Annotated in this window: 18 protein-coding genes and 7 pseudogenes; 15 read left to right on the top strand and 10 right to left on the bottom strand. The window is 49.1% G+C overall.

Annotation, left to right across the window (positions count from 1 at the left end; translation table 11 throughout):
* Window positions 1-12 precede the first annotated feature (12 nt).
* Window positions 13-696 (bottom strand): phage shock protein PspA, encoded by a 684-nt coding sequence (gene pspA / locus KHX94_RS16945; RefSeq protein WP_213681505.1) that lies wholly within the window; start codon window positions 694-696, stop codon window positions 13-15.
* A 178-nt stretch (window positions 697-874) separates the two neighbouring features.
* Between pspA and pspF the strand changes: the two are divergent.
* From pspF to ung, 11 genes and pseudogenes are all read left to right on the top strand, one after another.
* Window positions 875-1,965, top strand: a pseudogene (pspF, locus tag KHX94_RS16940) (phage shock protein operon transcriptional activator).
* Window positions 1,966-2,115: 150 nt separating this feature from the next.
* Window positions 2,116-3,738 (top strand): annotated as a pseudogene (locus KHX94_RS16935) (ABC transporter substrate-binding protein).
* Window positions 3,738-4,769, top strand: a complete 1,032-nt coding sequence (locus KHX94_RS16930) for an ABC transporter permease (protein ID WP_213681504.1) — start codon at window positions 3,738-3,740, stop codon at window positions 4,767-4,769. The pseudogene KHX94_RS16935 and the gene KHX94_RS16930 overlap by 1 nt, the downstream one beginning before the upstream one ends.
* Window positions 4,756-5,646: an ABC transporter permease subunit gene (locus KHX94_RS16925; protein WP_213681503.1), complete on the top strand. Its 891-nt coding sequence runs from the start codon at window positions 4,756-4,758 to the stop codon at window positions 5,644-5,646. The genes KHX94_RS16930 and KHX94_RS16925 overlap by 14 nt, the downstream gene beginning before the upstream one ends.
* 2 nt (window positions 5,647-5,648) lie before the next feature.
* Window positions 5,649-6,647 (top strand): annotated as a pseudogene (locus KHX94_RS16920) (oligopeptide/dipeptide ABC transporter ATP-binding protein); the annotation flags it as partial.
* Window positions 6,633-7,422: pseudogene (locus tag KHX94_RS16915) on the top strand (peptide ABC transporter ATP-binding protein). The pseudogenes KHX94_RS16920 and KHX94_RS16915, both read left to right, overlap by 15 nt.
* 109 nt (window positions 7,423-7,531) lie before the next feature.
* The gene (locus KHX94_RS21895; RefSeq protein ID WP_425314075.1) at window positions 7,532-7,897 is read left to right on the top strand and encodes a hypothetical protein; all 366 of its coding nucleotides are present in this window, start codon (window positions 7,532-7,534) and stop codon (window positions 7,895-7,897) included.
* Window positions 7,834-8,420, top strand: a pseudogene (locus KHX94_RS21890) (bifunctional NADH-specific enoyl-ACP reductase/trans-2-enoyl-CoA reductase); the annotation flags it as partial. The gene KHX94_RS21895 and the pseudogene KHX94_RS21890, both read left to right, overlap by 64 nt.
* Window positions 8,397-8,708, top strand: a complete 312-nt coding sequence (locus tag KHX94_RS21885; protein WP_425314074.1) for a hypothetical protein — start codon at window positions 8,397-8,399, stop codon at window positions 8,706-8,708. The pseudogene KHX94_RS21890 and the gene KHX94_RS21885, both read left to right, overlap by 24 nt.
* 121 nt (window positions 8,709-8,829) lie before the next feature.
* Entirely contained in the window at window positions 8,830-9,042 is a 213-nt protein-coding gene (locus KHX94_RS16905) for a TOBE domain-containing protein (protein WP_213681500.1), read from the top strand.
* 15 nt (window positions 9,043-9,057) lie between these two features.
* Complete coding sequence (gene ung, locus KHX94_RS16900) at window positions 9,058-9,759, top strand: uracil-DNA glycosylase (RefSeq protein WP_244859212.1); 702 nt, start codon at window positions 9,058-9,060, stop codon at window positions 9,757-9,759.
* 235 nt (window positions 9,760-9,994) lie between these two features.
* On the opposite strand, the gene KHX94_RS16895 is transcribed toward ung, so the two are convergent.
* Window positions 9,995-11,887 (bottom strand): methyl-accepting chemotaxis protein, encoded by a 1,893-nt coding sequence (locus KHX94_RS16895; RefSeq protein ID WP_213681499.1) that lies wholly within the window; start codon window positions 11,885-11,887, stop codon window positions 9,995-9,997.
* A 398-nt stretch (window positions 11,888-12,285) separates the two neighbouring features.
* On the opposite strand from KHX94_RS16895, the gene KHX94_RS16890 reads away from it, so the two are divergent.
* Together KHX94_RS16890 and KHX94_RS16885 are read left to right on the top strand one after the other, a co-directional pair.
* The gene (locus KHX94_RS16890; RefSeq protein ID WP_213681498.1) at window positions 12,286-14,175 is read left to right on the top strand and encodes a methyl-accepting chemotaxis protein; all 1,890 of its coding nucleotides are present in this window, start codon (window positions 12,286-12,288) and stop codon (window positions 14,173-14,175) included.
* 185 nt (window positions 14,176-14,360) lie between these two features.
* Entirely contained in the window at window positions 14,361-15,212 is an 852-nt protein-coding gene (locus KHX94_RS16885) for an EamA family transporter (protein ID WP_213681497.1), read from the top strand.
* A gap of 3 nt (window positions 15,213-15,215) precedes the next feature.
* On the opposite strand, the gene KHX94_RS16880 is transcribed toward KHX94_RS16885, so the two are convergent.
* The 6 genes and pseudogenes from KHX94_RS16880 to KHX94_RS16855 all read right to left on the bottom strand — a co-directional run.
* On the bottom strand, window positions 15,216-17,018 hold the full coding sequence (locus KHX94_RS16880; protein ID WP_213681496.1) for a ligand-binding sensor domain-containing diguanylate cyclase: 1,803 nt from the start codon (window positions 17,016-17,018) through the stop codon (window positions 15,216-15,218).
* 74 nt (window positions 17,019-17,092) lie between these two features.
* Window positions 17,093-18,160, bottom strand: a complete 1,068-nt coding sequence (locus KHX94_RS16875; RefSeq protein ID WP_213681495.1) for a ligand-binding sensor domain-containing protein — start codon at window positions 18,158-18,160, stop codon at window positions 17,093-17,095.
* 188 nt (window positions 18,161-18,348) lie between these two features.
* On the bottom strand, window positions 18,349-18,777 hold the full coding sequence (locus tag KHX94_RS16870) for a hypothetical protein (RefSeq protein ID WP_213681494.1): 429 nt from the start codon (window positions 18,775-18,777) through the stop codon (window positions 18,349-18,351).
* Between the two features lie 273 nt (window positions 18,778-19,050).
* On the bottom strand, window positions 19,051-19,509 hold the full coding sequence (locus KHX94_RS16865; RefSeq protein WP_244859211.1) for a GNAT family N-acetyltransferase: 459 nt from the start codon (window positions 19,507-19,509) through the stop codon (window positions 19,051-19,053).
* A 39-nt stretch (window positions 19,510-19,548) separates the two neighbouring features.
* Window positions 19,549-19,971 carry a GFA family protein gene (locus KHX94_RS16860; protein WP_213681493.1) on the bottom strand — a complete coding sequence of 141 codons (423 nt, stop codon included), beginning with the start codon at window positions 19,969-19,971 and terminating at the stop codon, window positions 19,549-19,551.
* A gap of 82 nt (window positions 19,972-20,053) precedes the next feature.
* Window positions 20,054-22,072: pseudogene (locus KHX94_RS16855) on the bottom strand (M3 family metallopeptidase); the annotation flags it as partial.
* 573 nt (window positions 22,073-22,645) lie between these two features.
* Here KHX94_RS16855 and KHX94_RS16850 point away from each other — a divergent pair.
* Window positions 22,646-24,685, top strand: coding sequence for a bifunctional 2',3'-cyclic-nucleotide 2'-phosphodiesterase/3'-nucleotidase (locus KHX94_RS16850; RefSeq protein WP_213681492.1), 2,040 nt, complete (start codon window positions 22,646-22,648; stop codon window positions 24,683-24,685).
* Between the two features lie 135 nt (window positions 24,686-24,820).
* Here the strand turns inward: KHX94_RS16850 and KHX94_RS16845 are convergent, their stop codons facing one another.
* Together KHX94_RS16845 and KHX94_RS16840 are read right to left on the bottom strand one after the other, a co-directional pair.
* Window positions 24,821-25,063, bottom strand: coding sequence for a hypothetical protein (locus KHX94_RS16845; RefSeq protein WP_213681491.1), 243 nt, complete (start codon window positions 25,061-25,063; stop codon window positions 24,821-24,823).
* A 131-nt stretch (window positions 25,064-25,194) separates the two neighbouring features.
* Window positions 25,195-25,619, bottom strand: a pseudogene (locus KHX94_RS16840) (HIT family protein).
* 161 nt (window positions 25,620-25,780) lie between these two features.
* On the opposite strand from KHX94_RS16840, the gene KHX94_RS16835 reads away from it, so the two are divergent.
* Window positions 25,781-26,629 carry a D-hexose-6-phosphate mutarotase gene (locus KHX94_RS16835; RefSeq protein ID WP_213681490.1) on the top strand — a complete coding sequence of 283 codons (849 nt, stop codon included), beginning with the start codon at window positions 25,781-25,783 and terminating at the stop codon, window positions 26,627-26,629.
* Window positions 26,630-26,639: the final 10 nt, after the last annotated feature.

Here is a 26,639-nt window from a genome sequence, read left to right as displayed (position 1 = left end):
CAGCTTTAATTGTTATTTTGCAGATTTAGTCGCTTTGCTTTTCATTTTAGCTTTCAGTGCGGCCAGTTCTTCACTGACTTCATCATCGGCTTTCAGTGCGGCGAATTCAGCATCCAGGCTGTTCTTTTTACCACCCAGTTCGTAAGATTCTACTTCGGCTTCCAGCCCTTCAATGCGCCGTTCATACTGCTCAAACTTCAGCATAGCATTGTCAATTTTGCTGGAATCCAGCTGTTTTTTGACTTCCAGCCGTGAAGAGGCTGATTGCTTGCGGATGATGATGGTTTTCTGCCGAGCTTTGGCATCTGCCAGTTTTTCCTGCAACTGTGCCACTTCCTCTTTCAGGCGGGCAATGTGCTCGTCAACCACTTCCAGTTCGCTTTCAAGCGTCTGTACGGTTGCAGCCACTTTCTGCTTTTCAACCAGGGCCGCTTTAGCCAGGTCTTCACGTTCTTTGGTTAACGCCAGCTCGGCTTTTTCCTGCCAATCCTGCACTTGAGCCTGCATCTTCGCAATTCGGCGCAGCAATTCTTTCTTTTCGGCCAACACCTTAGCTGAAGTAGAACGCACTTCCACTAGTGTGTCTTCCATTTCCTGAATGATCAGGCGTACCATTTTTTCCGGATCTTCTGCCTTGTCTAACAAAGCGCTGATATTGGAGTTAATGATGTCAGCAAAACGCGTAAAAATTCCCATAATCCTGTCCTCAAAAATTATTGTGGGTTGCGGACGTTCTAATACAGATACTGTGCCAAGTTTTATATTTTAATATATTTCAACACGTTAGATTAAAATAAAGTTTTTCTTTATTTATTTCCACTCGCCACATATCATGAATTTCACCACTTATTAGCGTTAAAGACCAACAGTTATCGTGAGCAGATCCTATCAGCAAGATAATCTTATCGGGCAATCCAACGCATTTCTGGAAGTGCTAGAGCATGTATCGCAACTGGCCCCGCTATCAAAACCGGTATTGATCATTGGCGAACGCGGCACGGGCAAAGAGCTCATCGCCGAACGTTTGCATTTTCTTTCGCAGCGTTGGGAACAGAACTTTATCAAACTTAACTGCTCTTCGCTCAGTGAAAATTTGCTTGAAAGTGAATTATTTGGTCATGAAGCCGGGGCCTTTACGGGAGCCAGAGCACGCCATGAAGGTCGCTTTGAACGAGCCGATGGTGGCACCTTGTTTCTGGACGAATTAGCCAATACTTCGGGGCTGATCCAAGAGAAGCTGTTGCGTGTGATTGAATATGGTGAATATGAACGCGTAGGTGGCAGTAAAACCCTCACCGCAGATGTCCGCCTGGTCTGTGCCGCCAACGAGGATCTACCGTCTTTGGCAGAAGCCGGGGAATTTCGTGCCGATTTATTAGATCGTTTAGCATTTGATGTCATCACCCTGCCCCTTTACGCTTCCGTCAGGAAGATATTCTGCCATTGGCGGAACATTTTGCGCTGGGGATGGCCAAGCAGTTAAAGCTGAAACTCTTTCCAGGATTTACCAATAGCGCCGTGCATTCGTTGTTGAATTATGAATGGCCAGGCAACATCCGCGAGCTGAAAAACACCATTGAGCGCAGTGTTTACCGCCACGGTAATGAAGATAAACCCATCCGTGAAATTGTGCTCAACCCATTCGACTCGCCCTATCGTCCACAACAACGGATCCGCACCTTATCAAGGCAAACGGCGGCGGTGGCGGAAACCGTTGCCCCGCAGCCGTCAGAGCCCATAAAACCAAGCAATGATGAAGTTAACGCCACCGCCACGGTTGATGTTGGTACATTGGAATTTCCGGTGGATTTTAAGCAAAGCTGCGAAGCTTTTGAGGTGGAACTGATCCAAAAAGCGCTGGTTGCCAGTCAGTTCAATCAGAAGAAGACCGCAGACTTGTTGCAACTCAGCTACCATCAGTTACGCGGCATCCTCAAAAAGTACAATTTATTGGACAAAAACTGAGGGAATTGCCCAAGACAGGCTGACACTGTTAGAATTGCGGGTCTATGTACCGACAATTAACCACATGCGATGAATCTGTTGATGTTCAACACCAGGCCGACAACGCTTCTATTTACAGGCATTTCACTGGTTAAGAGGCTACGACTGAGAATGTTCAGGTTCACTGGCAAAATAGGGCTGCGACAGTTGGGTGGCTCACTGTTAGGATTGGTACTGTTTGGTTGTGGCCCACAACCGCTCCCGTCAGGTCTGGTTTATTGTTCTGAAGGCAACCCTGAGTCTTTTAACCCGCAAACGGTGACATCTGGCACCACAATTGATGCGACTTCACATCAGATATATAACCGCTTGATTGATGATAATCCTTATACCGGGGAATTCATCCCGGCACTAGCAACGTCTTGGCAAGTCAGCAAAGATGGCCTCACCTATGACTTTGAATTGCGCCATGGCGTGAATTTTCAGGATCGTCCCTATTTCCATCCTTCTCGCCAGTTTGATGCAGACGATGTCGTATTTTCTTTTGAGCGGATCATTAATAAAGACAATCCGTACCATTTTGTATCGCGTACCGGTTACCCTTTTTTGAAAGCATAGGGTTCGAAAAGCTGATCAAACGGATTGTAAAACTCGACAGTGACAAAGTGCGCTTCGAGCTGAATTATCCAGATGCCTCATTTATGGCCAATATGGCCACCGATTTTGCGGTAATTCTCTCCAAAGAATACGCCGATCAGTTACAAGCTTCTGGGCATATGCCTAATATCGACAGTAATGCGGTAGGCACCGGGCCGTTTATGCTGGTGAATTATGTCAAGAATGAATATATCCGTTACCGCCGTCATCCCGGTTATTGGGGAACGATTCCCGCCGCCGATCAACTGGTATTTGATATCACGCCACGCAGCACTATTCGCCTGTCAAAACTGATTGTAGGTGACTGTAGTATCTCAGCACTGCCAAAAGCTGGCGAGCTGCCCGCGGTGGCCGCCCATGATGACTTGACGCTTGAAAGTCAGCCCGGAATGAATGTGGCTTACTGGGCTTTCAACACCCGTAAACCACCACTGGATAATGTCAAGGTTCGCCAAGCGTTAGCCTACGCCATTGATAAACAGAACTTGCTGCGCGCGGTATATCAAGATACCGCGGTTGAGGCTTCTGGCATTCTGCCACCGTCATCTTGGGCGTATACCGGCACCACTGCGGATTACCACTACAATCCACAAAAAGCCCGAGATTTGCTGAAGCCAGGCAGGTGTGCATAATCTCAGCATTGATATCTGGGCCATGCCTGTAGCACGGATTTATAACCCCAATTCCCAGAAAACGGCGGAACTGATCCAGGCCGATCTAGCAGCGGTGGGCGTCAGGGCCAACATTGTCAATTACGACTGGAGTGTTTTTACCCGCAGATTATCCAGCAGTAACTATGATTCGGTGCTGATCGGCTGGAGTGCCGATAACAGCGACCCGGATAATTTTTACACGCCTTTGCTCAGTTGTGGCTCAGTTGCCTCAAAAAGTAACAGATCCAACTGGTGTAATGCCCAGTACGACAAACTGGTCAACCGCGCAAAAGTGATTACCGATAAAGGTGAACGTACCGAACTGTATCGCCAGGCAGAAGAAGTCATTGATGCCGAAGTGCCACTGGTACCATTAGCTTACGCTAAACGCATGTTGCTGAAACATACCGATGCCCCACCCATTATGCTGATGCCTTTCGGCGGTATCAGCTTTAATGACATGAACAATAAGGGGCAGCAGTAATGGCAAGTTATCTCATTCGGCGCCTTAACCTGTTTATTGCAACCTCCTTGCTACTGATAGGGATTTTGTTTTACGCCGCCCACCTGTTCCCGGTAGATTTAGGCTATGCCCTGAGTGGTATTCAATACCCCACAGATGCACAAGAAGCCCAGATAATTGAAGATTACCGTCTGGACAAAGGCAGTGTGCGCCAATTTCTGGCGTATGCGGGCGAACGTCTGTCTGGCAACTTGGGAGTCTCAGTCACTTCGAAACAACCCGTTGCAGAAGAACTCTTACTGGTGCTTCCAGCCTCTTTTGAGCTGGCGTTTGTCGCCGGTATTATCGCGTTGGCATTTGGTGTTCCGCTTGGGGTTATTGCGGCGCTGACTCACCATTCGGCATTGAAAAAATTCATCATGGCGGGAACCCTTACCGGGTACTCGATTCCTGTGTTCTGGCTGGGGCTGACGCTGGCGTTCTGGTTCGGCGTTAAACTGGGCTGGCTACCGATTTCTGGCCAACTCAACCTGCTTTATGAAATTCGTCCTGTCACCGGTTTTATGCTGCTGGATACTTTATTATCTGACTCGCCATATCGAATTGCCGCATTCCGCGATGCCTTGTTACACATCATATTGCCAGCCGTCACGTTGTCTGTGCTGCCATTTACGGTGGTAGTGCGTATTACCCGATCCGCGATGGTCAACGTGATGAGTCAAACCTATATTCGAGCCGCCGAAGCACGTGGGTTACCCTATTCAAAAATCGTGCTGCGTCATGCGCTACCTAATGCATTGATCCCATTGCTTAAACATATTGGTCTGATGTTAGGGCCCTTTGCCAGTTACGCCATTGTGGTAGAAGTTATTTTTTCCTGGCCGGGCATAGGCTCTTGGTTGGTGTCAGGTATTTATCAGCGTGACTACACTGTGATCCAAAGCGGCATTCTGGCCGTGGCATTACTGATCGTGTTTTCCAGTATCCTGATTGAAGTGTTGTATACCTTGGCCAACCCGCTAAGTCGCAAGGAATTTTATGGCTCAAACTAAAATCTATCTGGATGACGCCATTCCCTCTCCGGCATTGAAAGTCTGGCGGATTTTTGCATCCAAACCGCAAGCCTTAGCGGGTTTGTGGGGCGTAGGCATGTTGTTATTGCTAACCGTGGTTGGACATTACTTCGCACCATTTGCTGCGGAATTTCAAGATCCCGATGCGCTACTGTTACCACCCTCATGGAACAGTAATGGTACGGTGGAGCATTTTCTGGGGACGGATGATCTGGGCCGAGATATCTTCAGCCGGCTACTGTACGGGGTGCAACTGACATTTGGTACGGCTGTCGCTATTGTGAGTTCGGCGTTAGTGGTGGGGGTTATCATTGGCTCGATTTCAGGCATGATGAGCGGGCTAAAATCCAGCATTCTCGGCCATCTGCTGGATGCCTTGCTATCCATTCCCTCGCTGCTGATGGCAATTTTAGTGGTGGCAGTCACCGGTCCCGGGCTCGGCAATGTTTTCTGGGCAGTGGGGATTTCGCTAACACCACAGTTTGTACGCGCCATCCACCAAACGGTTCACGAAGAGTTGCAGAAAGAATATGTCACCGCAGCCAGACTCGATGGGGCCAATGCGTTACAGATTTTCTGGTATGTCATCATGCCAAATGTGTGGGAAACCGTGATTATCCAGACGACACTGGCGATTTCCGCTGCCATACTGGACATTGCTGCCTTAGGCTTCCTAAATCTTGGCGCTCAGGCACCACAACCAGAATGGGGAGCCATGGTGCTACAAGGGTTGGATAGTTTTCTGACGGCTCCTTGGACTGTCACTATCCCAGGTCTGGCAATATTGTTCAGCGTGCTCTCAGTTAACCTCGTCGGTGATGGACTGAGATCTGCACTGACGCCAATGAGAAACTGACAATGCCGTTACTTGATATCCGCAACCTCACCATTGAACTGAGCACTCCGCATGGCCCAGTCAGAGCCCTGGAGAAAGTCAGTATTACCGTTAATGCCGGTGAAGTGCATGGTTTGATCGGTGAGTCTGGCTCTGGTCGCAGCATGCTGGCACGAGCTATTTTGGGACTTTATGAACCAAACTGGACTCTCACCGCTGACCGTATGATGTGGGATGGTCAGAACCTGATGGATATGAGTCGCCAGCAGCGGCGCAGCCTGATGGGTGAAGATATCTCAATGATTTTTCAGGATCCATCTGGAAGCTTTGACCCAGCATTCACCGTAGGTCAGCAACTGATAGAGGCGATTCCGCCCAATCACAAGCTGGCCTTCTGGCGACGGCCACAGGAACGCATATACCTGGCCCAAAAATGGCTGCATAAGGTAGGGATCAAACATCCACGTAAAGTGCTGTCGAGCTACTCCTGGGAGTTATCAGAAGGAGAATGTCAGAAAGTGATGATCGCCATGGCGCTGGCAAAACAGCCCAGATTGCTGATTGCTGACGAACCGACGGCGTCGATGGAACCCAGTACCCAGGCACAGATCTATCGACTGCTGACCCAGCTCAACCAATTGCAGAATGTCACCATTTTATTGATAAGCCACGAGCTGGATACCTTGTCCAACTGGTGTAACCGCATGACAGTGCTGTACTGTGGACAGGTAATGGAATCGGGGCCGACCGCTGATTTACTGGAACAGCCTAACCACCCTTATACCAAAGCATTGCTGGATAACATGCCGGATTATACCAATCCGAAAATCCATAAGATTTTGATGCCCACCTTGCCCGGTTCTGTACCAGCATTGCAGCATCTGCCTATCGGCTGCCGACTGGGGCCACGCTGTCCAGAAGCTCGCCGAAAATGTGTGACACAACCGCTGCTGTCTCATTACAAAGACCGGTATTTTGCCTGTCATTTCCCGTACCAGAGTGAGCCGATAGAAGATGACCCCTTGCTTAAAGTCAAAGACCTCAGCAAAACCTATTTTACGGGTTATCGCGGCTTTAAACGCCAGTATGCTGAAGTGCTTAAACCTGTGTCCTTTGAACTCTATGCTGGCGAAACGCTGGCGATTGTTGGTGAAGCGGGTTCCGGCAAAAGTACCCTGGCAAGAATATTGGTTGGGGCGGAATATCGCAGCGGCGGCGAAATTTTTTATCAAGGGCAGGAATGGGATAAAAAATATTAAGCAACGCTGTAGCTTAATCCGCATGATTTTCCAAGATCCCAACACCTCGATGAATCCCAGACTCACCATCAGTGAGCTGCTAAGTGAGCCATTGCGTTTTAACACCAAGCTGTCTCGGCAGGAGCGTCATGAATTAGTGGCAGACACACTGCGTAAAGTGGGGTTACTACCGGAGCACGGTGATTTTTACCCCAACATGATTTCAGAGGGGCAAAAACAACGGGTCGCGGTAGCCCGGGCGCTGATGCTGAACCCTAAGATTATCATCGCCGATGAGGCGCTGAGTGCGCTGGATCTGTCAGTTCGCGCGCAAATTCTTAACCTGCTGTTGAAGTTGCAACGCGAGTTAGGACTGTCCTATATTTTTGTCAGCCATAACTTAAATGTGGTACGTCATATCAGTGATAAAGTGCTGGTGTTACACAAAGGCATGATTGTGGAGTCTGCCAGCACAGAAGAGTTATTCGACAATCCACAGCACGAATATACCCAGAGATTGTTGCAGGAACAGGCACAACTGAATCGCCGCCGCGGCTAAACAAACTGCTCCAACCACTGTCCGCTGCTAGCCATTTACGCAAAAAATAGTACCAATTGCAGCGGAAATACTTATCCTAGTGTCAATTTTGCTGGAAGAAGTTAACAAGATGATTATTAAACCCAAAATTCGTGGTTTTATTTGTACCACCACTCACCCACTTGGCTGTGAAGCCAATGTTCTGGAGCAGATCAACTACACCAAGGCCAAAGGACAGCTCAGTAACGGTCCTAAACGGGTTCTGGTGGTTGGGGCTTCCAGCGGCTACGGCTTGTCATCAAGAATTGCGGCCGCATTTGGTTCAGGTGCGGCAACCATCGGGGTATTTTTGAAAAGCCCGGTACGGAAAGCAAACCCGGTACTGCGGGTTGGTACAACTCTGCCGCCTTCGACAAGTTTGCCAAAGCAGAAGGACTTTACGCTAAAAGTCTTAACTGTGATGCTTTCAGCCATGAAGCGAAAGCCAAAGTTGTAGAACTGATCAAACAGGATTTAGGACAGATAGATCTGGTGGTTTATTCACTGGCCTCCCCGTCCGTAAAATGCCTGATACCGGTGAACTGGTGCGTTCTTCACTTAAGCCAATTGGCACGCCCTATACCTCAACTGCCGTTGACACTAATAAAGACACCATCATCGAAGCCACCGTGGAACCGGCAACTGAACAGGAAATTCAGGATACCATTACCGTAATGGGTGGTCAGGACTGGGAACTGTGGCTGCACGCACTGGCACAAGCTGGGGTCTTAGCCGATGGCTGTAAAACCGTGGCATATAGTTACATAGGCACTGAACTTACTTGGCCTATCTATTGGCACGGAGCACTCGGCAAAGCCAAAATGGATTTGGATCGAGCCGCACATGCACTGGACAGTGAACTGGCAACCACAGGCGGCAGTGCCAATGTGGCTGTGCTAAAAAGCGTTGTCACCCAAGCCAGCTCGGCAATTCCGGTGATGCCACTCTATATCGCTATGGTCTTCAAGAAGATGCGAGAACAAGGTCTGCATGAAGGTTGTATGGAGCAGATATATCGGTTGTTCAGTGAACGCTTATACCGTGCCGATGGGCAGAAACCCGCTACTGACGATGAAAACCGCTTACGTCTGGACGATTGGGAATTGCGAGATGACATTCAGCAACACTGCCGTGATTTGTGGCCACAAATTACCACCGAAAATCTCAGTGAACTGACTGATTATCGTGAATATAAAGCCGAATTTTGCGGCTGTTTGGTTTTGGTATCGATGGGATTGACTACGACCAGGAGGTTAATCCCCTGGTAGAATTTGATGTTATCGAACTCTAAACCACCCACGCCACCGTAAGGTGGCGTTTTTATTTTCAAATCACGTGCAAGTGTCTCTATACTGGAATGGTTGAATATCAACCAGAAGGAACCAGCAGATGAAAGTCAGTGCGCGTAACTGTTTAAGTGGTACCATTAAGTCCATTGAAGTCGGTATGGTCAACAATGAAGTTGTCATAGAACTGGCACCGGGAGTTGAGATTACAGCAGTCGTCACCAAAACTTCCGCTGAGCGGCTGGGATTGACCGTAGGCAGCAGTGCCTACGCGCTGATCAAAGCCACCAGTGTAATGGTAGGTGTAGACGATTAACTAAGGTGGTGGCGCATGACGCCACCAAATTTTCTGATGACACAAATGCCAACTTGGGCGGATGTATTGGCGCCCGAAAAGACCCAAGCCTACTTTATCAACACCCTCAATTTCATTGATGCAGAACGCGCCCACAACAAGCACATCTATCCCACCAAAGCCGACACCTTCAATGCCTTGCGCTATACGCCACTGGCCGATGTCAAAGTGGTGATTTTAGGGCAAGATCCTTATCACGGGCCAGGACAAGCACACGGCTTGTGTTTCTCCGTCCGAGAAGGTGTCGCACCGCCACCATCGCTACAGAATATCTTTCAGGAGTTGTGTCATACCGTACCCGGGTTTAGTTATCCAGCGCATGGCGACCTGAGTGCCTGGGCCAAGCAAGGAGTGTTATTGCTAAACACTGTGCTCAGCGTGGAGGAAGGCAAGGCGCATTCCCATGCTCATCTAGGTTGGGAGCAATTCACCGATAAAGTGGTCGAGGCGGTAAATAACTACCAGCAAGGCGTGGCGTTTCTGTTATGGGGCCGTCATGCTGGCGAAAAGGCCCAACACGTGAATACCCGTAAACATCTGGTGCTTAAAGCTGCCCATCCGTCACCACTCTCGGCCAACAAGGGCTTTTTCGGCTGTAACCATTTCAATCTGGCCAATCAATACCTGCAATCCCAAGGGAAAACCCCATTAATTGGCAACTTTGAGCATGTCAGGTAGTCATTGCTTTGATCTGTATCTTTAGGAACACATCATGGCACGGCGCATCCCTGCGCCTCACCTTCCCGCGCTATCTTAAAGGTCTAGCGGTTCTTGCGGCTCAATAATGACGTTATGGCAAACATCCCAGCTCGCACTTCGTCCCGATACAGCCCACAAAACAGGGGTAACGGTATCGATAGCCACAAAGGTTCATTTGCCTATTGGGCAGATTATTGCCATGTTTTTAAACTCGTCAGACCCTAAAACCTGCAACGGTATCCTGCAATTCGTGCCCTAATTTAGCCACTTCCACACTTGCCGATACCGTTTGTTCATTGGCTGCCGCAGCTTGTTCAGCCTCGTCTCTGACACTAATAATATTGCGATTGATATCCTCAGCAACCTTGCTCTGCTCTTCGGCTGCGGTAGCAATCTGTTGATCCATATCCCGAATACTGCCAGTTAACTGAGAAATTGTATTGAGCGCCACGTTAACTTCAGCAATCAGCGCCACCAACTCTTTAGTGGTGTCATAACTATCGGTCACCTGAACCGAGGCTGCTGTTGCCGTAGACTGCAAGGTTGCAATCAGTTGCTCTATCTCACTGGTGGACTCGCGGGTACGTTGTGCCAAATTACGCACTTCATCAGCCACCACCGCAAAACCACGGCCAGATTCACCCGCCCTTGCCGCTTCAATAGCGGCATTCAATGCCAATAGATTGGTTTGCTCGGCAACATTTTTGATCACGTCCATAATGCTACCAATTTGCTCACTGCTACTGACGAGGCTTGCCATCGCCGTTGAAGATTGCGTCATTTTGGCGCTCAGTTCATCCACTTTGCTAATGGCCGTCACAATGGTCACATTGGCATCCGAGACTTGCTGATCGGCATGTTGGATTGCGCTAGAAGTCGTCTCTGTATTGCGGGCAACATCTGCCACTGTGATTGCCATCTGATGTATCGCGGCAGCGACCTGATCGGTTTGTTGTTTCTGGTTTTGGGCACTGACACTGGTCTGTTCGGTCACCGCAGACAGTTCCGAGGCGGATGCCGCCAGTTGCACTGATGATGTTTTGACTTTGCTGATAATACCGCGCAGGTTTTTAGTCATAATGCCAATGACCATCAACAACTGCCCTAGTTCATCCTTGCGTTGGCTATGAACAGAAGAAGTTAAGTCCCCATTGCCAATTTGCTGAGCAGTTTGCAATACGGATTTAAGCGGCGTGACAATACTGTTGCTAATGGTATAAGTCGCTATCATCCCGACAATCATGGTCACAATAATGGCGACTGTCACTAAGCCATAAGCAATATCGGTTGTCTGCGTTCTTTTACGCTCCTGTTGCAAACGTAACTCTTTGGTGTGTTTAACAATATGACCAGCATCCTGCGCCAATTGCTCACTGTGTTGGCGCAACTCAGCGTTAAGCTTGGTAACCGTCTGAACGCCTTCCAGATATCCATGCAGGCCCTGACCGACACCTTCCAACGAGGCAAGATCCTGAGCATTGTCAAGCACGCTACGTAACCGTGACTGTTGCTCATCGAACTTGCTGACCAGAGAACGCACATTCGCCACACTGCCGTCATCTGCAAGTAACTGCTGAATATGCAGATAGGCTTCAAAGAAAACGGCCGCTAACTTAAGGCGTTCAGCTTGGCTAACAGCGGCTGCGCCTAAAATATCGCCACCATTCACAAGCTTTTCGAGTTGTTCCTTTGCCTGATTAATCGACAAAGTTTGTTGCTGTGTTGTTTGTTTTATTTTGTTAGCTGCGACCTGTACCTCACCAAACACATTGATATAACGAGTGATATAGTCTTCGATTGTCTGTAATAGTTGTAACTCCTTTGCGTCGGCATCGGTTTGCAACTCACGTTGACTAAACTGTAAAGCACTATCAAGTGCTTTCACCGCTCGCTCAGCATCACTATCGTGATAACCCGCCATGTATTCGCGCCGGGCATTCCCCGCTTGGGTAACATAGCCATTAAAGCTGTCGACATTTTGCTGTTTAGCTAAGGTCGTATCGATCTTATAAATAGCGGTCAGCGAAACTATCCCTAGTACTGAGGCCAATACAATGACAGTTGTAAAGCCCGCAGCGAGCTTACTTTTAACACTCCAGTTTTGCACTTCCCTTTCTCCACTGATTAATATTTATGCACATGCAAACTTGCAACCGCTTAGGTAAACAAAAAATTGTAAAGTGGAGTCTATATAAGAATACGCAGAAAAATCTTGTTACAGAACAATTTATTTATACATTTTAAACAAATAGCAATTTCAAAAAACGCATTTTATTTTTTACTAACATACTAAAAAGCATATAGTTGCCGTTACTAAACATGGTCAAAACATCACCAAATTCAAACATAAAAATTCACAAAAGTGACTAAAGTTACCAAAGCGCAAAGCAATTTAGAGATCTCTCACAACGCCCTTCCCGAAATGACCGTTATTATGGAATCCACCCTAGTAACAGAAAAACAATATAACTATATGTAATTATTAATTTTTTTAGGGGATGTGAGATGTTTAACGACTGGAGTGTAAAACGTAAACTCGGAGCGGGTTTTGGTGCGGTACTTTTATTAACTCTGCTGGTGGGCGGCATAGGTCTGATGGTAATCAGCCAAATTGAAGATCAGACTGCAAAACAACAGCATATAATCACCTTTAACAATCACATCAGCCAGCTGTCCAGTGACCGACTGGCTTATCTCAAAAGTTTCAATAACGATACTGCTGAGCATATCGTGCAGCAAATACAGGCCGCCAAGGCACTGGTAGACAATGACTTACAGCAAAATAACAGTAGTGACAGTACCCAGCGCCTCAAGGCCATCGTCCAGCAACTGCAACTATATGACGACTCTTTCAAGCAACTTAAACAATCGGTGGAGGCGCGAGTTAACGCAACAAGTCAACTGGAACAACTGATTACCCATGCCATCACCTCATCACAGCAGCTAACCGCAGCGCTTCCAACGAGTGACCAAGAGATGCAACATCGGGCGGCGCGGCTTGATAAAAGTTTTTATCAGGCACGCTTCTTGGTTATGGCGCTATTACGGGGCGATGATGCCTTGGATAAACTGCAACGCACCGCCGCTGCGTTTGACACCGCTATCACACAATTACAGCAGCTGACTTTAACCGCTACGCAACAGCAACAACTGGCCGATATCGAGAGCAGCTTCAAACAGTATGTGGCGACAGCCTCTGAGGTTGCCGGTTTGCTCAGTGCATTGAGCAAAAACAGTGATGCACTGGAACAGGAAGAACAAACACTGGTTAACGCCGCCAATCAGGAAAGCACGGCACAGGCCAACCTGCAAGGACGTATCACCCACTCTGCCTATATCTATGTCACCATCGCCACCCTAGCGGCGTTGTTTGTTGGTATCAGCGCAACACGGGTGATCAGCCGAGGCATTAGTCAGCCATTGCAGCAGGTATTAAATGTTGCCAAACAGATAGGTAATGGCGATCTAACCCATCAGAGCAATATCAAACGCAAAGACGAGATGGGTCAGTTGATGCATGCGATTGATGCGATGGCACAGAGCCTGCGACAGCTGATCACTCAGGTAAAAGAAAGCGCGGTACAACTAGCCTCATCCGCCACCGAATTATCGGCGGTCACCGAACAAACCAGTGTCGGTGCACAGCAGCAAAAACAGGAAACGGAGCAAGTAGCAACGGCAATCAATGAGATGACAGTAACGGTTGCCGAAGTCGCCCGCAACGCCGAAGAATCAGCTACGGCAGTGGAGCAAACGGATCAGCAAACGGCGGCGGCAAATCAGGAACTGGACAATACCATCACCCAAATGCAGCTGCTGAGCCAGAAAATGCAGCAATCATCACAGGCGATGCATCATGTGGTGAGCAGCAGCGAGCAGATTGGCACCATTATGGATGTGATCAAGAGTATTGCCGAACAAACCAACCTGCTGGCGCTGAATGCGGCCATTGAGGCCGCTAGAGCGGGAGAATCTGGTCGTGGTTTTGCCGTAGTGGCTGACGAAGTGCGTAATCTGGCACAACGCACCCATAACTCCACCTCAGAGATTGAAACGCTGATCTTAGGATTACAGCAAGGGGCACACGATGCGGCAACGCAAGTGGATGATAGCCACGAAAGTACCCAAAACGTTGTGCAACATGTTGGTATCGTCGGCGAAGCATTACATACCATCACCAGTCTGACGCACCATATCCGCGATATGGGACAACAGATAGCCACCGCCGCGGAAGAACAGACCTGTGTTGCAGAAGAGATCAACCACAATATCGTGAAGGTTCGTGATGCTGCCGATCAGGCCGCGACAGCTAGCGCTCAGACGGTAGCATCCAGTAGTGAACTGGCGCGTCTTGGCAATGAACTCCAACAAATGGTGGCTGGATTCAGAGTATAATCGCGATTGACAGTGAATGATCCTCTAGGTCATTCACTGTTTTACTTGTTGAACTGCTTATTGTTTGTTCACCAGTCAAGCATCAAGACCGCATACATCTGCTACACTGCCCCACTTTCGGGGTTGTCATCGCTATCCATACGTTAAGCAGAGACACCCGCTGACTCTTTCTTCAGGATATTCACATGGCGTTGCTGTGGCTGATCACTGCTCTCTGGGCTTTCTCATTCTCGCTGATAGGCGCTTATCTTTCCGGCCAAGTAGATGACTATATTGCAGTGACATCCCGTATGTTATTAGCTTTGTTGATTTTTTTACCTTTCTGGCGAGCCGTTCCTTGGCGTCAGGCGCTCGTCATGATGGCGACCGGAGCGATTGAAATCGGGATGACTTACCTGTTTCTGTACCACAGCTATCACTACTTGAGCGTACCGGAACTGCTGTTATTTACCATTTTTACACCGCTTTACGTGAGTTTGTTTGCCGACCTGTTAGCCAAACGCTGGCCTAAACGGCTGTGGGCCCCCGCGTTACTGGCGGTGGCGGGTGCCGCGGTGATCCGTTGGACAGAACTCAGTGACGATTACTGGAAAGGATTTGCGCTGATCCAGGCCGCGAATGCTTGTTTTGCCTTTGGTCAAGTGTGGTATCGCCATCAAAGCCGCAACAATCCACTGCCCCATCGCACTCGGTTTTCCTGGTTTTTTCTAGGGGCGGCTTTGATTACCTGTTCGGCGATGCTGGCATTAGCCGACTGGTCAAAACTACCACAAACACCGCTACAACAAGGCGTGTTGCTGTGGTTAGGCGTAGTCACATCCGGGCTGGGATATCTGGGGTGGAGCTATGGTTCAACCAAGGTCAACGCTCAGCAACTGGCGGTGATGAATAACATGTTGATCCCTGCCGGGATCATGGTAAATGTGTGGTTTTGGAACGGCCACATCAGTGACTGGCCGAGGTTAATGCTGGGATGTGTCTGCATGGCGCTAGCGCTATGGCTCTGTCGGCAGCGCCAGCCCCAAAGTGCGCAGTAACGGCTAAACAAAACTTTCAACGCGATTACGGCCATTATTTTTAGCGCGATACAGCGCATCGTCGGCCGCATTCAGTTGCTGCCAAGATTCGGCAACATCATCGGAACAAGCAAGGCCGATGCTCACGGTCAGCCGCAATCCAGTGGCAATGTCGCTGCAATCCATGCTTTCTACGGCAATACGTAACCGTTCACAAATCTGCACCGCTTGCTGAGTGGTGGTTGAGGGCAGTAACAAGGAAAATTCCTCACCGCCCCAGCGCGCCGCAATATCAATGGCTCGGCAATGCAACTGTAGTTGTTTTGCCAGACGGATCAGCGCCTTGTCACCAACACTGTGGGAATATTTATCATTGATCCATTTAAAATGGTCAATATCAATGAACGCCAGTGTTAATGGCTGCTCCAGCCGTTTAGCCCGGGTAAATTCTTGCAGCAGATGCTCATCAAACGCACGGCGGTTAGCCAATCCCGTCAGTGAGTCCTGTTTGGCCTGCACTTCCAACGCCAAGGTTTGCTGCTGTAGTTTATCAAGTAATACCGACTTTTCTTGATTAGCACTGGCCAGACTTTCTGCCTGCCGTTGCAGTTCTGCGGTTTTACTGGCGACTTGCAGCAACAGATATTGTTCTGAACGCCGCAGATTTGCAGTGCGCCAATAAGTGAAGCCAACAATCAACAGGATGGCGCTCGCTAACGCCATATATTTTGCCGGGAGTGTCTGCCACCAGAAAGGCTGTTTCACTATGGTCAGTTTGGCGGATGGGCTCCAACCGCCACCAGGGTTGGCAGCCTGGATATACAGCTCGTAGGTACCTGGCGCAAGGTTGGTATACTCCACCTGATTCTGTCCGGTTTTATCGCGCCATTCCTGGTCAAACCCCTCTAGCATAGTGCGATACCGCAGTCGGGTCGGCATAATAAAACTGAGACCAGCATACTGAATTTCCAGACGCTGCACCGCGGCATCTACCAGCAATTTGTCGGTCAGCGGCACAGCTTCACTATCCAACGTGATCCGCTCTACCACCACCTGTGGCATATGCTCGGCAAACAACTGCAACCTTTGTGGCCTTACGGAAGTTACCCCCATGGCGGTTGCTATCCAGATCGTCCCATCGCGACTCTCTACCATGGTGGGATTCGAACCACCATTGGCCTGCGCACTGAGCATGCCATCACTTTCCCCGTAGAGCACACTCGCAAGCGTCATGATGCGACCATCGGCGACGGCATTGGCATCGGCCTCACTAAAACGCAAAATGCCACGGTTGCTAGTCATCCAGATATTGCCAAAGCCATCAATCTGTAACTGGAAAAATTTATCAAATGGCAAGCCATTGCGCCTACCTATGAGCGTAGTTTCATCTGTATCCAGCCGGTGGCGCAACAGCCCCCGGTCTGTGGCTACCCACAGCAGTCGCTTATCCGGTTGCGGGTAGAAACCAAAGGCGTATTCAGCCTGATCGAACTGATGGATTGGCATTTCGCTGAACTTGCCGTTTTGGTATGTGGCAATTCCGGTACCTGTGCCAATCCACATCTTGTCATCACAGCGCAACAGCTCCACCACAAAGTTACCCGGTAAACCGTCATGCGTGGTTAGATTGTCAATCTTACCGTCATGCCAATGTGCTAACCCCTGCGCCGTGCCTATCCAGATGCTGCCATCGGTATCTTGCAACAATGCCCGTACCTCATTGGAAATCAATCCCGAGTTACGGTCTGCCAGCAATTGGGTTTTGCCATGTTCATAAACAAACACCCCAGCGGTATAAGTGCCAATCAGTAGCCGCTGCTGATCCATGGGCGCCAAGCTGAGGATAGATTCCCCCGGCAAAACAGTTTCGACGACTTGACCTTGTGCGGGCGAGTAGCGACTCAGCCCCGCGAACTGCCCACCCAGATGTCACCATTTTCAGACGCTAACAACGCGCGAATATAGTTACCGGCCAAGCCTTGTTCAGTTGTGATGGTGGAAAACGGCGCGTCCCGCAGGCGGAATAAACCGCCATTGGTACCAATCCAGATGCTTTGTTCTTTGTCCTCAAAAATATCCAGTACCCGGTTGCTGGGCATCCCTTGCTTGGCATCCAGATGTTCCAGCCCATAGCGTTTGCTAAGACGGAAAATCCCTTGCTGTACGGTACCCATCCACAAACAGCCCTGGTGATCGAGCAACAATTTGGAGACAGCGACATGCTGTAGCTGCGGATGCAGAAATTCGAAATTATCGTCCACTTTACGCCGCACCCCGTTTTCACTGGCGATAATCAAGCCATTTTCGGTATTCAGCAGGTCGAAGACTGGGGTTTCACGCAAGGTCGGCACTAGCGTAAATTGCTTGTGATCCCACAGCACTAGGCCACTCGCCGTACCGATCCAGATGCGGTTATCCGGCGCTTTCGCAAAACTATAGATGGTATTACTGGGAAGCCCCTGCGCCATAGTCCACTGTTGCCGAGTGCCGTCAGCGTCCTGACGGAACATGCCGCCACCTTCAGTACCAATCCACATGGTATTTTGTTGATCTACCCAGATGGTGTTGATCAAAACCCCAACCGGAACCAAAGGCGTCCATTGCCCATCTTTGACGGTTGTTAGGCCACCTCGGGCACCACCGATAATCAGACGACCATGTTGATCCAGATAAGAAGCTCGGGTGCCAACATCTGGCAACCCGGTAGTAGTGTCACGACCAAATATCTTGAATTCATTACCGTTAAAGCGGGCAACCCCTTCCCAACTGGTAAACCACAAATAACCTTCTGGGGTCTGCGCTATGCTGTTAACTGTGTTATGAGGTAATCCCTGGCGAGTCGTCCAGATCTCTTTGAAGTATCGATTTAAAGGTGCTACATCACTGGCGTTAGCCGTCCCCGCGGCCAGCAGCATAACGCATGCAAAAAATAACGTGGCGAGCGCCACCAAGCGGACACAGTTTGTCATTAACTGATATAACCTGCCTTGTGCATTACGTGGATTAATTCACATCTTTGCAACCTTCAATAACAATACCTTGTTTTAACGCTTAGGCATAGGCAAGCGCTTGTCATTGCTCATAATTATTTCTTAAATTGCCATAAAAAAAGCTGCAAAGCAGCTCTTTTTGTACTACGCCATGTTTAACTGGATGATTATTTGAACAATATCGGAAACAACACCACAAATGTTGCACCAACCAGATCCATAACCAGGAAAGAGAAGAACAGGATGGCATTCAACTGACGCCCTTTAAGCGGAGCGCCTTTAGAAAGTTTAGGACTGAAAATGAACTCGGGGTGCAGGGTTTTCAGCAGCGGCAGATTAGCATCACGGATCACTTCGTCACGGCGCATCATGAACAACAGAATTACCGTTACAAATGCGCACACACACAATACCACCGCAGACGAAATATCGTGATTATCCGTGCCTAGCGCATACGCCCCACCTATGGCCGCAGTCTGAATGGCAATCAACCATTGCACCCGGCTCCACATCACCTGATCCAGATGGATAAAATGCGACATCATGATCGACAAGGTGCTGTCATCAGGTCGGCTCACTTGCTGCGGTTCCGCCATTGTTCTCTCCGAGTATGCCTGTCTTCAATCGCTATCCAGAAACGCTGTTTTCATGCGGATGAAGACTGAAAGCGATCACTACATATGTGTAACATTGTATCGAACTCTTTCGATTAAGGAAGGCTAGAGTTCATGAAATTCATGATGTATCACAAGTGGTTGGCGTAAAATTTAGCGTTATGTCAAGCACCAATAAACACAACAGGCTGCGACATAATCGCACTTTCGGTAAATATGGTTCGTAAATTGGTGCGCAGCTGTGGGGCGCGAGTTTTAGTCAGCAGCTGTGAGCAAGTGCAATACCATTGGCTGATATGTTAGTCCCGCGTGTTCGGCCACATCGCCCCGGCACTCAAAACCTGACTTGCGATACACAGGAACCGAATAGAGGGATGCATTCACCGTCACATCATCGGTTTGGGCACGTTCCAGCACGGTATGCAGTAACTGTTTGCCGATACCTTGTTTTTGATACTCAGGATCGACAAAAAACATGGACACATGACTGCCCGCTCTCAACTCCACCACCCCCATGATCTGAGTCTCATCTGTTGCAACCAAAATGACATTATCTTCCTGCAACCGTTTAAGAAACGCCTCAGCGCTGGCAATAGTCGCAAAGGTTAGCGCCCCCGCGGCTGCCAATGAGTTGGCAACGCTATGACTGAATGAACGCATACAGACTGCGCTGACAGCCGCGGCGTCATCTGCCGTCATGCTTCGAATCAACATGTTTTCTCCTAGTATTTGATAACGCTTCGCAAACAGCGATTAATACTCTACTTGATAGGGAAATTGTGTAGCGCCCTCAGGGATCTGAAACCAATCCTGTTTTTCACTGACCCAACCATGCGTTGTCGGCTGAATAATCCGAGTGTCATCTAGATTGCTTGGTTTCAACTTGATCTTTTCAGGATGAGCCGGGTTAAAGTGATAGATGCGATTACCACAATGGGGGCAAAACATCGCCGCATTGATGTTACCGCTGTCAGCTGTACGCTGCCAAGGTTTCATCTCGCCGTGAAAAACCACATCCTCTGCATTAACCAATGCGGTAATGCTAAAAGCGCTGGTAGACAGTTTTTGACAAGCCTTGCAGTGACAAGCGACCACTCGCAGCGGTGGTGCCAGCAATTCATAGGTGACACTGCCACACTGGCAGCTACCGTGGATAGGATATTGGATATCACTCATGATTACTCCCCCAAAACAGTAAAACTGAAACAGTAAAAAACACCCGCCAGATGGCGGGTGTTTAAACCAACTAGGCTGGCTATTAATCTACCAGACCACGACGTTTCAGTAACGCATCAATCGTAGGTTGCTGCCCGCGGAAGTTGATGTAATCTTGCATCAAATCCTGGCTGTTGCCTTTAGACAACACGTCTTCACGGAATTTATCGCCGTTAGCATGGGTCAGGCCACCGTTATCCTTCATGTAAGAGAAGGCGTCTGCAGCAAACACTTCTGTCCACAAATAAGCGTAGTAACCTGCGGAATAACCGCCAGAAAATGCATGGCTAAAGTAGCAAGAACGATAACGTGGCATCACTGGCGCATAGTAAATACCATGTTTTTCCAGGGCGGCTTTTTCGAAAGCATTCACGTCAGTGATCTTGCTGCCAGCTTTAATGGAATGCCATTCCATATCCAGCAAAGCCGCGCCAAGATATTCTACGGTGTTAAAGCCTTGGTTAAAGGTGGCTGCATCGCGAATTTTCTTCAGTAAATCAGCGGGGATTGGCTCACCCGTTTTGTAGTTTTTAGCGTAATTTGCCAACACTTCAGGGTTGATGGCCCAATCTTCATTGAACTGTGAAGGGAATTCGACAAAGTCACGGGAGGTAGAAGTTCCCGCCAAGCTTGGATACTTCACTTTAGAGAAGATACCGTGCGCCGCATGACCAAATTCGTGGAACATGGTGACCACTTCATCAAAGGTCAGCAATGTTGGCTGTCCAGCGGCAGGTTTGGGAATATTCAGGGCGTTATACACCACAGGTTTGCCATCCATCAGATAGTTCTGGGTGACAATCTCATCCATCCAGGCGCCACCATTTTTACCGACACGGGCATAGGGATCCAGATAGAACAGTGCCAGTGGGCTGCCGTCTTTATCAAATACCTGCCAAACCTTGACATCTTCTTGCCATACCGGCAGGTCGGTACGCGGTTTAAAGGTGATGCCATACAGCTTATTCATGGCAAAGAACAAGCCATCGTTCAGTACCCGATTAAACTCAAAGTAAGGTTTGATCTGTGCTTCATCGAGATCATATTTGGCTTTACGTACTTTTTCAGCGTAGTAGTTCCAGTCCCAAGGTTTGAGTTCAAAATTACCGCCTTCGGCTTTGATTTCTTTCTGGATATCCGCCGCTTCCGCCTTGGCTTTATCTACCGCTTTAGGTGCCAGATTGTCTAGCATGCTGTATACCGCAGCAGGCTTACCCGCCATCTGATCGGCCAGCACGTAGCCAGCCCAAGTGTCATAACCCAGCAGTTTCGCTTTCTCAGCACGTAACTCTGCCAGTTTCAACACCAGCGGGCCGTTAGTACCTTGTGCCCGGTTAGCTGAAGTTTCCCAGATTTTCTGACGCAGTTCGCGGTTATCCAGGTGCATAAGCAATGGCTGACGGGTAGTATTCACCAGCGAAATCAGATATCCCTCTTTGCCTGCGGTTTTAGCTGCTGCCGCTAGACCATTGATTTCATCGTCGCTCAGCCCTTGCAGTTGGGCTTTGTCAGTCACCAGAATGGTGTCATCTTTGAATGACTTCAGAATATTTTGTGAAAACTCGGTCGCCAGTTTGGACAGTTCGCCATTCAGGTCACGCAGTTTCGCTTTATCCTGATCATTCAATTTAGCGCCAGCACGAACAAACTCGTCGTAATAATGCTGTACTAAACGCTGATCCACTTTATCAGTGAGTTTATCTTTTGCGTCATAAACTGCCTGCACACGCGCAAACAGTTTTGGATCCATGTAGATGTTGTCAGAGTGCTCAGTCAACATCGGCATCGCTTGCTCTTCAATCTTCTGCACTTCGTCATCGGCGAGCAAACCAGAATACTGGAAGAACGCACGACTGGTGCGATCGAGAGTGGCACCAGTTTTTTCCATGGCAACAATTGTGTTGGCAAAGGTTGGCGCTTCTGGATTGTTGGCGATGGCAGCGATTTCATCACTGTGTTCTTTGATACCGGCTTTAAATGCCGGGATAAAATCCGCCTTGGTGATCAGGTCATACTGTGGTGCCTGAAAGGTTAGCGGACTGGGTTCAAGCAATACATTTTCCACTTTCTTGGTGTCTTTCTTGGTATCGGCTGGTGCGGCAATTTTAGCGGCATCCGCAGCCAAGGAGTTGGCTTTTACTTCGGTTTGGGGGCTTGCGCTTTCTGCTCACCACAAGCGCTGAGGATCAGCGCGGCGCCGATGGCAGTAGCAATAACTGTTTTATGCATTATGACTCCGTTTTTCTCATGCTGTCGTCTGTTTATGATTATGAATTGCCACTCAATTGTGGCGGGGCACGACAGCCCAGATTGATTCCCGCCCCAACCTTACCAAGTTTTGCGCAGTCGGAACAATCACTGAACTGTAAGAATTTTCTGCCGATCACTGCCGTTGCATTAGCGCACCGGCAACACTAGCGCGTTATGCTAAAAAATCGCGCTAAAACGGAAGAACATGTTATTTATCTCGCAGTGGCTGTAAAAATTGTGCCCGACTGTTAGCTTCTGTTACAAAAATTCCAGTAGTTTTAAGGAATAACCGCTAAGGTTAGCTACCTCAGGTAACATTGAAGCGGCAAATTAAGCTCAGTTACCCAAAAACACTTTTTGTCTGGCCTTTTTGATAAGACTTCTTATGCATAAAATATCACTGCTGACGCTGGCTATTGCTTTCAGTTTCAATGCCTTTGCGCAACAATCCCCACAGCCTGCCACGGTAAAACTGCGCGTGCTGGAAACATCCGATCTGCATGCCAATATCATGGATTACAACTACTATGCCGGGAAAGAAGACCCGACCATTGGACTAGCACGAACCGCCAGCCTGATAGAAGCAGCGCGTAAAACAGCCGACAATGCGGTGCTGGTTGATAATGGCGACCTGTTGCAGGGCAGTCCCATGGGAGATTACATGGCTTATACCGGACTACAGCCTGGGCAGGTCCATCCGGTATATAAGGCGATGAATCTGCTGGATTACACAGTGGGGAATATCGGTAATCATGAGTTCAACTATGGGTTGGATTTTCTGCATAAATCGCTGTCAGGCGCCCGTTTCCCTTACATCAATGCCAATGTTTATTGTGCCGCCGCCGAGTGCTGGGACGGTATTAAGCAAGATCAACACCTGTTCACCCCTTATCTGATAAAACCCACGCAAGTGACAGATACGGCGGGCCACAGCCACACTTTGAACATTGGCTACATTGGTTTTGTGCCACCGCAAATTCTGCAATGGGATCAACAGAATCTGCGCGGTAAAGTCCGTGCCGACAGCATCATAGAAACCGCAAAGAAACTGGTTCCTGAAATGAAAGCCAAAGGTGCTGATATCATTATTGCCATTCCGCATTCGGGGATCGGTTCCACACAAAACCCAGGAGATCCTAAGGCAGAAAATGCCGTTTATGCCATCACCCAAGTGCCCGGCATAGATGCGGTGTTATTCGGTCACAGCCATTCGATTTTCCCCGATGCGCGCTACCGTAGTTTACCCAACACCGATATCAGTAAAGGCCTGATGAACGGCATCCCAGCCGTGATGCCTGGTCGCTGGGGCGATAACATGGGCCAAGTGGATTTTACCCTGCAATTACAGCAAAACCGCTGGCAGATTGTAGCGGCCAGCGCTAAGGCAGTGCCTATTTACGATGGTCTTGGTAAACAAGCGCTAGTGACCGCCGATGCACATATTCATCAGGCCGTGGCCGCCGAGCATCAAGGAACACAGGCGTATATGGAACGCCCTATCGGTGCGGCCGCCACCGACATGTACAGTTTTCTCGCGCAAGTGCAAGACGATCCATCGGTTCAAATCGTGGCGGATGCGCAGATAGCAGAGGTGAAAGCACAGTTACCAGAAACACTAAAAGGCTTGCCAGTGTTATCAGCCGCCGCGCCATTCAAAGCTGGCGGACGTCACGGCACCACCAGTGATGCCGATCAGTATATTCAGGTGGCCAAAGGTACACTGACCTTCAAGAATGCCGCGGATCTTTATCTGTTCCCCAACACTATGGTGGCCGTCAAGGTGACGGGCGCAGAGTTAAAAGACTGGCTGGAGTGTTCTGCCAATCAATTCAACCGGATAGATCCGCACAGCAGCAAGCCGCAGCAGCTGATCAACTACAATCATCCCACTTACAACTTCGATATTATCGATGGTGTCAGTTATCGGGTTGATGTAACCCAGCCGAGTAAATTCGACCGTGACTGCCAGTTGCTGGATCCACAAGCATCGCGGATAGTCGACTTGAGTTATCGCACGCCGGCGGGGAAAGTGCTGACGGGCCAAGCGTTAGCTAAACAAGTATTTATTGTGGCCACCAATAACTACCGCGCTTTTGGTGGCAAATTTGCCGGCACTGGCAGCCAGCATGTGGTGATGGAATTGCCTAACAGTAATCGGGATGCTTTGGTGCACTACATCAGCACCCAGTCTACGTTTGATGCCAGCACGGGGCGATATCAGACCATGGTCAATCCGGCGGCAGACTATAACTGGGACTTTGCCGATATTCCTAGCGATACGCCGTTGGATATCCGTTTTACCACGCAAAATAGTGACAAAGCAGATGCCTTTATCAAGGAACATCAACACCGTCCGATGCATAAACTGCACATAGATGAACTGGGATTTGCCGTATATCAAATCGATTTGACGGGTAAGCACTGATGACTCGTTAAGTGTCTATCTCTAATCGAAATGGGAACTACGGGATTTAGGGCAAAACATGCTCAGGCTGACGCGGTAAGCTTGAGCATTAACCCCAGAGAGCAACCGGGAGCGGGTTATCTCCCGGTTGTTACCTTAATCGGCAAAACGCTGCTGATAATCCTGCTCTACAAACTGCAACAGTGCCTCAGCACTATTGATGGGCTGCGAGGCCCGTAACAGTTGGAGTCGGCCCGGCTGTGCGTAGTCGGTAAAATGCACTTCATCATCGCCGTCCATGACCACATAATCACAGCGTTCATGTTGCGCACACCAGAGCGTTCTGGCCTGAGCACTGTGTTCCCGTTGCGACTGTTCGACTTTAAACACAGGTTTCATCGGTTACCCTTCTTCGGCTGTTAATCCACCATCATTGTAAAAAATGAGCGCGATATTCCGAAGTAAGCTTTAGTTTCCAAAGTCGCCAGACTTCAATCAGCAACGGATTTTGTGAACTGTAGCGTTGTTTATCATTCTGCCAACAGCGCGCGAATACGCACGGCAATGGCTTCAATCTCAGCATTATCACCGGCAATTTGTGCGTGTGGTTTTAAGCCCTTGAGTGGCCCAGGCAGCAAATGAAAATGTACATGTGGCACACTTTGCCCGGCATAACTGCCGTTGTGTTGCACCACAGTACTGCCTTCAACCCCCATGGCTTGCTGCAAGGCTGTGCCCACTTTTTGAGGGTTCTGAAACAAGCCAGTGCCGCTTCATCCGGCAATTGGTATAGCGTCACCGCTGGCGCTTTGGGCAATACCAACAGATGCCCGGGCATTTGCGGCATGATATCCATAAAAGCCAAGGTATCGGCGTCTTCATAGACTTTGATACAGGGCAGTTCCCCACGGATAATGCGGGCGAACACGTTGTTATTATCGTAAGTTAAATCCATCTTAAGTCATTCCTTCTGCGACTGGTGGCAGCAGGTTTACCAGATCTTCAGCAGTTTGCCCAGTCTATAAAGATCAAATGCTTAAAGGATGCGGCAAAAATCGGTAAGCTATAAAAATGATAATGACCGCCAGCCACGGTGGTCAGAACAGAGGAATCTTCATGGCGGTGATCACAACCAGCGTCCACCCGAACGGACTTGAATATATCGAAGTAACCAGCGAGCTGTGCTACGCCCGGATCCTATTGCAGGGCGCGCAAATTGACAGTTTCATTCCCAAGGGGCAAGCACCTTTGTTGTGGGTATCCAGCGCCGATGATTACCAACCGGGCAACGGCATCCGAGGTGGCATTCCCGTATGCTGGCCATGGTTTGGTCAACATCCAAACCCTGGTTGGCCGCAACATGGATTTGCCAGAAATCGCCAATGGCGCCACCTCAGCAGTGAGATTCAAGATGAAGTGGTAACACTGAAATTTGTATTGCCGCTGCTAGAAGCTGACCGCCGTTTCTGGCCGCATAATACCCGAGTAGAGTTGCACTGCCGATTTGGCCAGCAATTGCGAGTCAGTCTGATCAACATCAATCTGGATAACCACCCGGTGACACTGACTCAGGCACTACACAGCTATTTTCCTATTGGAGATATTCATCAGTTAGTGGCTAGGGGTTTTAAAGGGGCACATTACATAGAGTTCGGCAACGGCCCTTATGCACAAACCACAGATGATGTTCATTTTGTACAAGAAACCGACAGGGTCTATAACGGACTCGGTGACGAGCAGCAATTACAGACGCCGCATGGCGTCATAGTGGTTAAAAGAGCACACAGTCAGTCGGCCGTATTGTGGAACCCTTGGATAGAAAAATCTCAGCGTTTATCACGTTTTAATGATGATGATTATCTGCAAATGGTCTGTCTGGAAGCGGCCAATGTACGGGAAGATGCCGTCACCTTAGCCCCCGGTGAGCGCCACGAGTTGACCACCGAAATCAGTTGGCAAATATAAGCGGTCAACC

The sequence above is a fragment of the Shewanella dokdonensis genome, assembly GCF_018394335.1.
In the GTDB taxonomy this organism is placed as follows: domain Bacteria; phylum Pseudomonadota; class Gammaproteobacteria; order Enterobacterales; family Shewanellaceae; genus Shewanella; species Shewanella dokdonensis.
The sequence above is the reverse complement of the archived record's forward strand: the minus strand, read 5'-3'. Positions and strand labels throughout refer to the sequence as shown.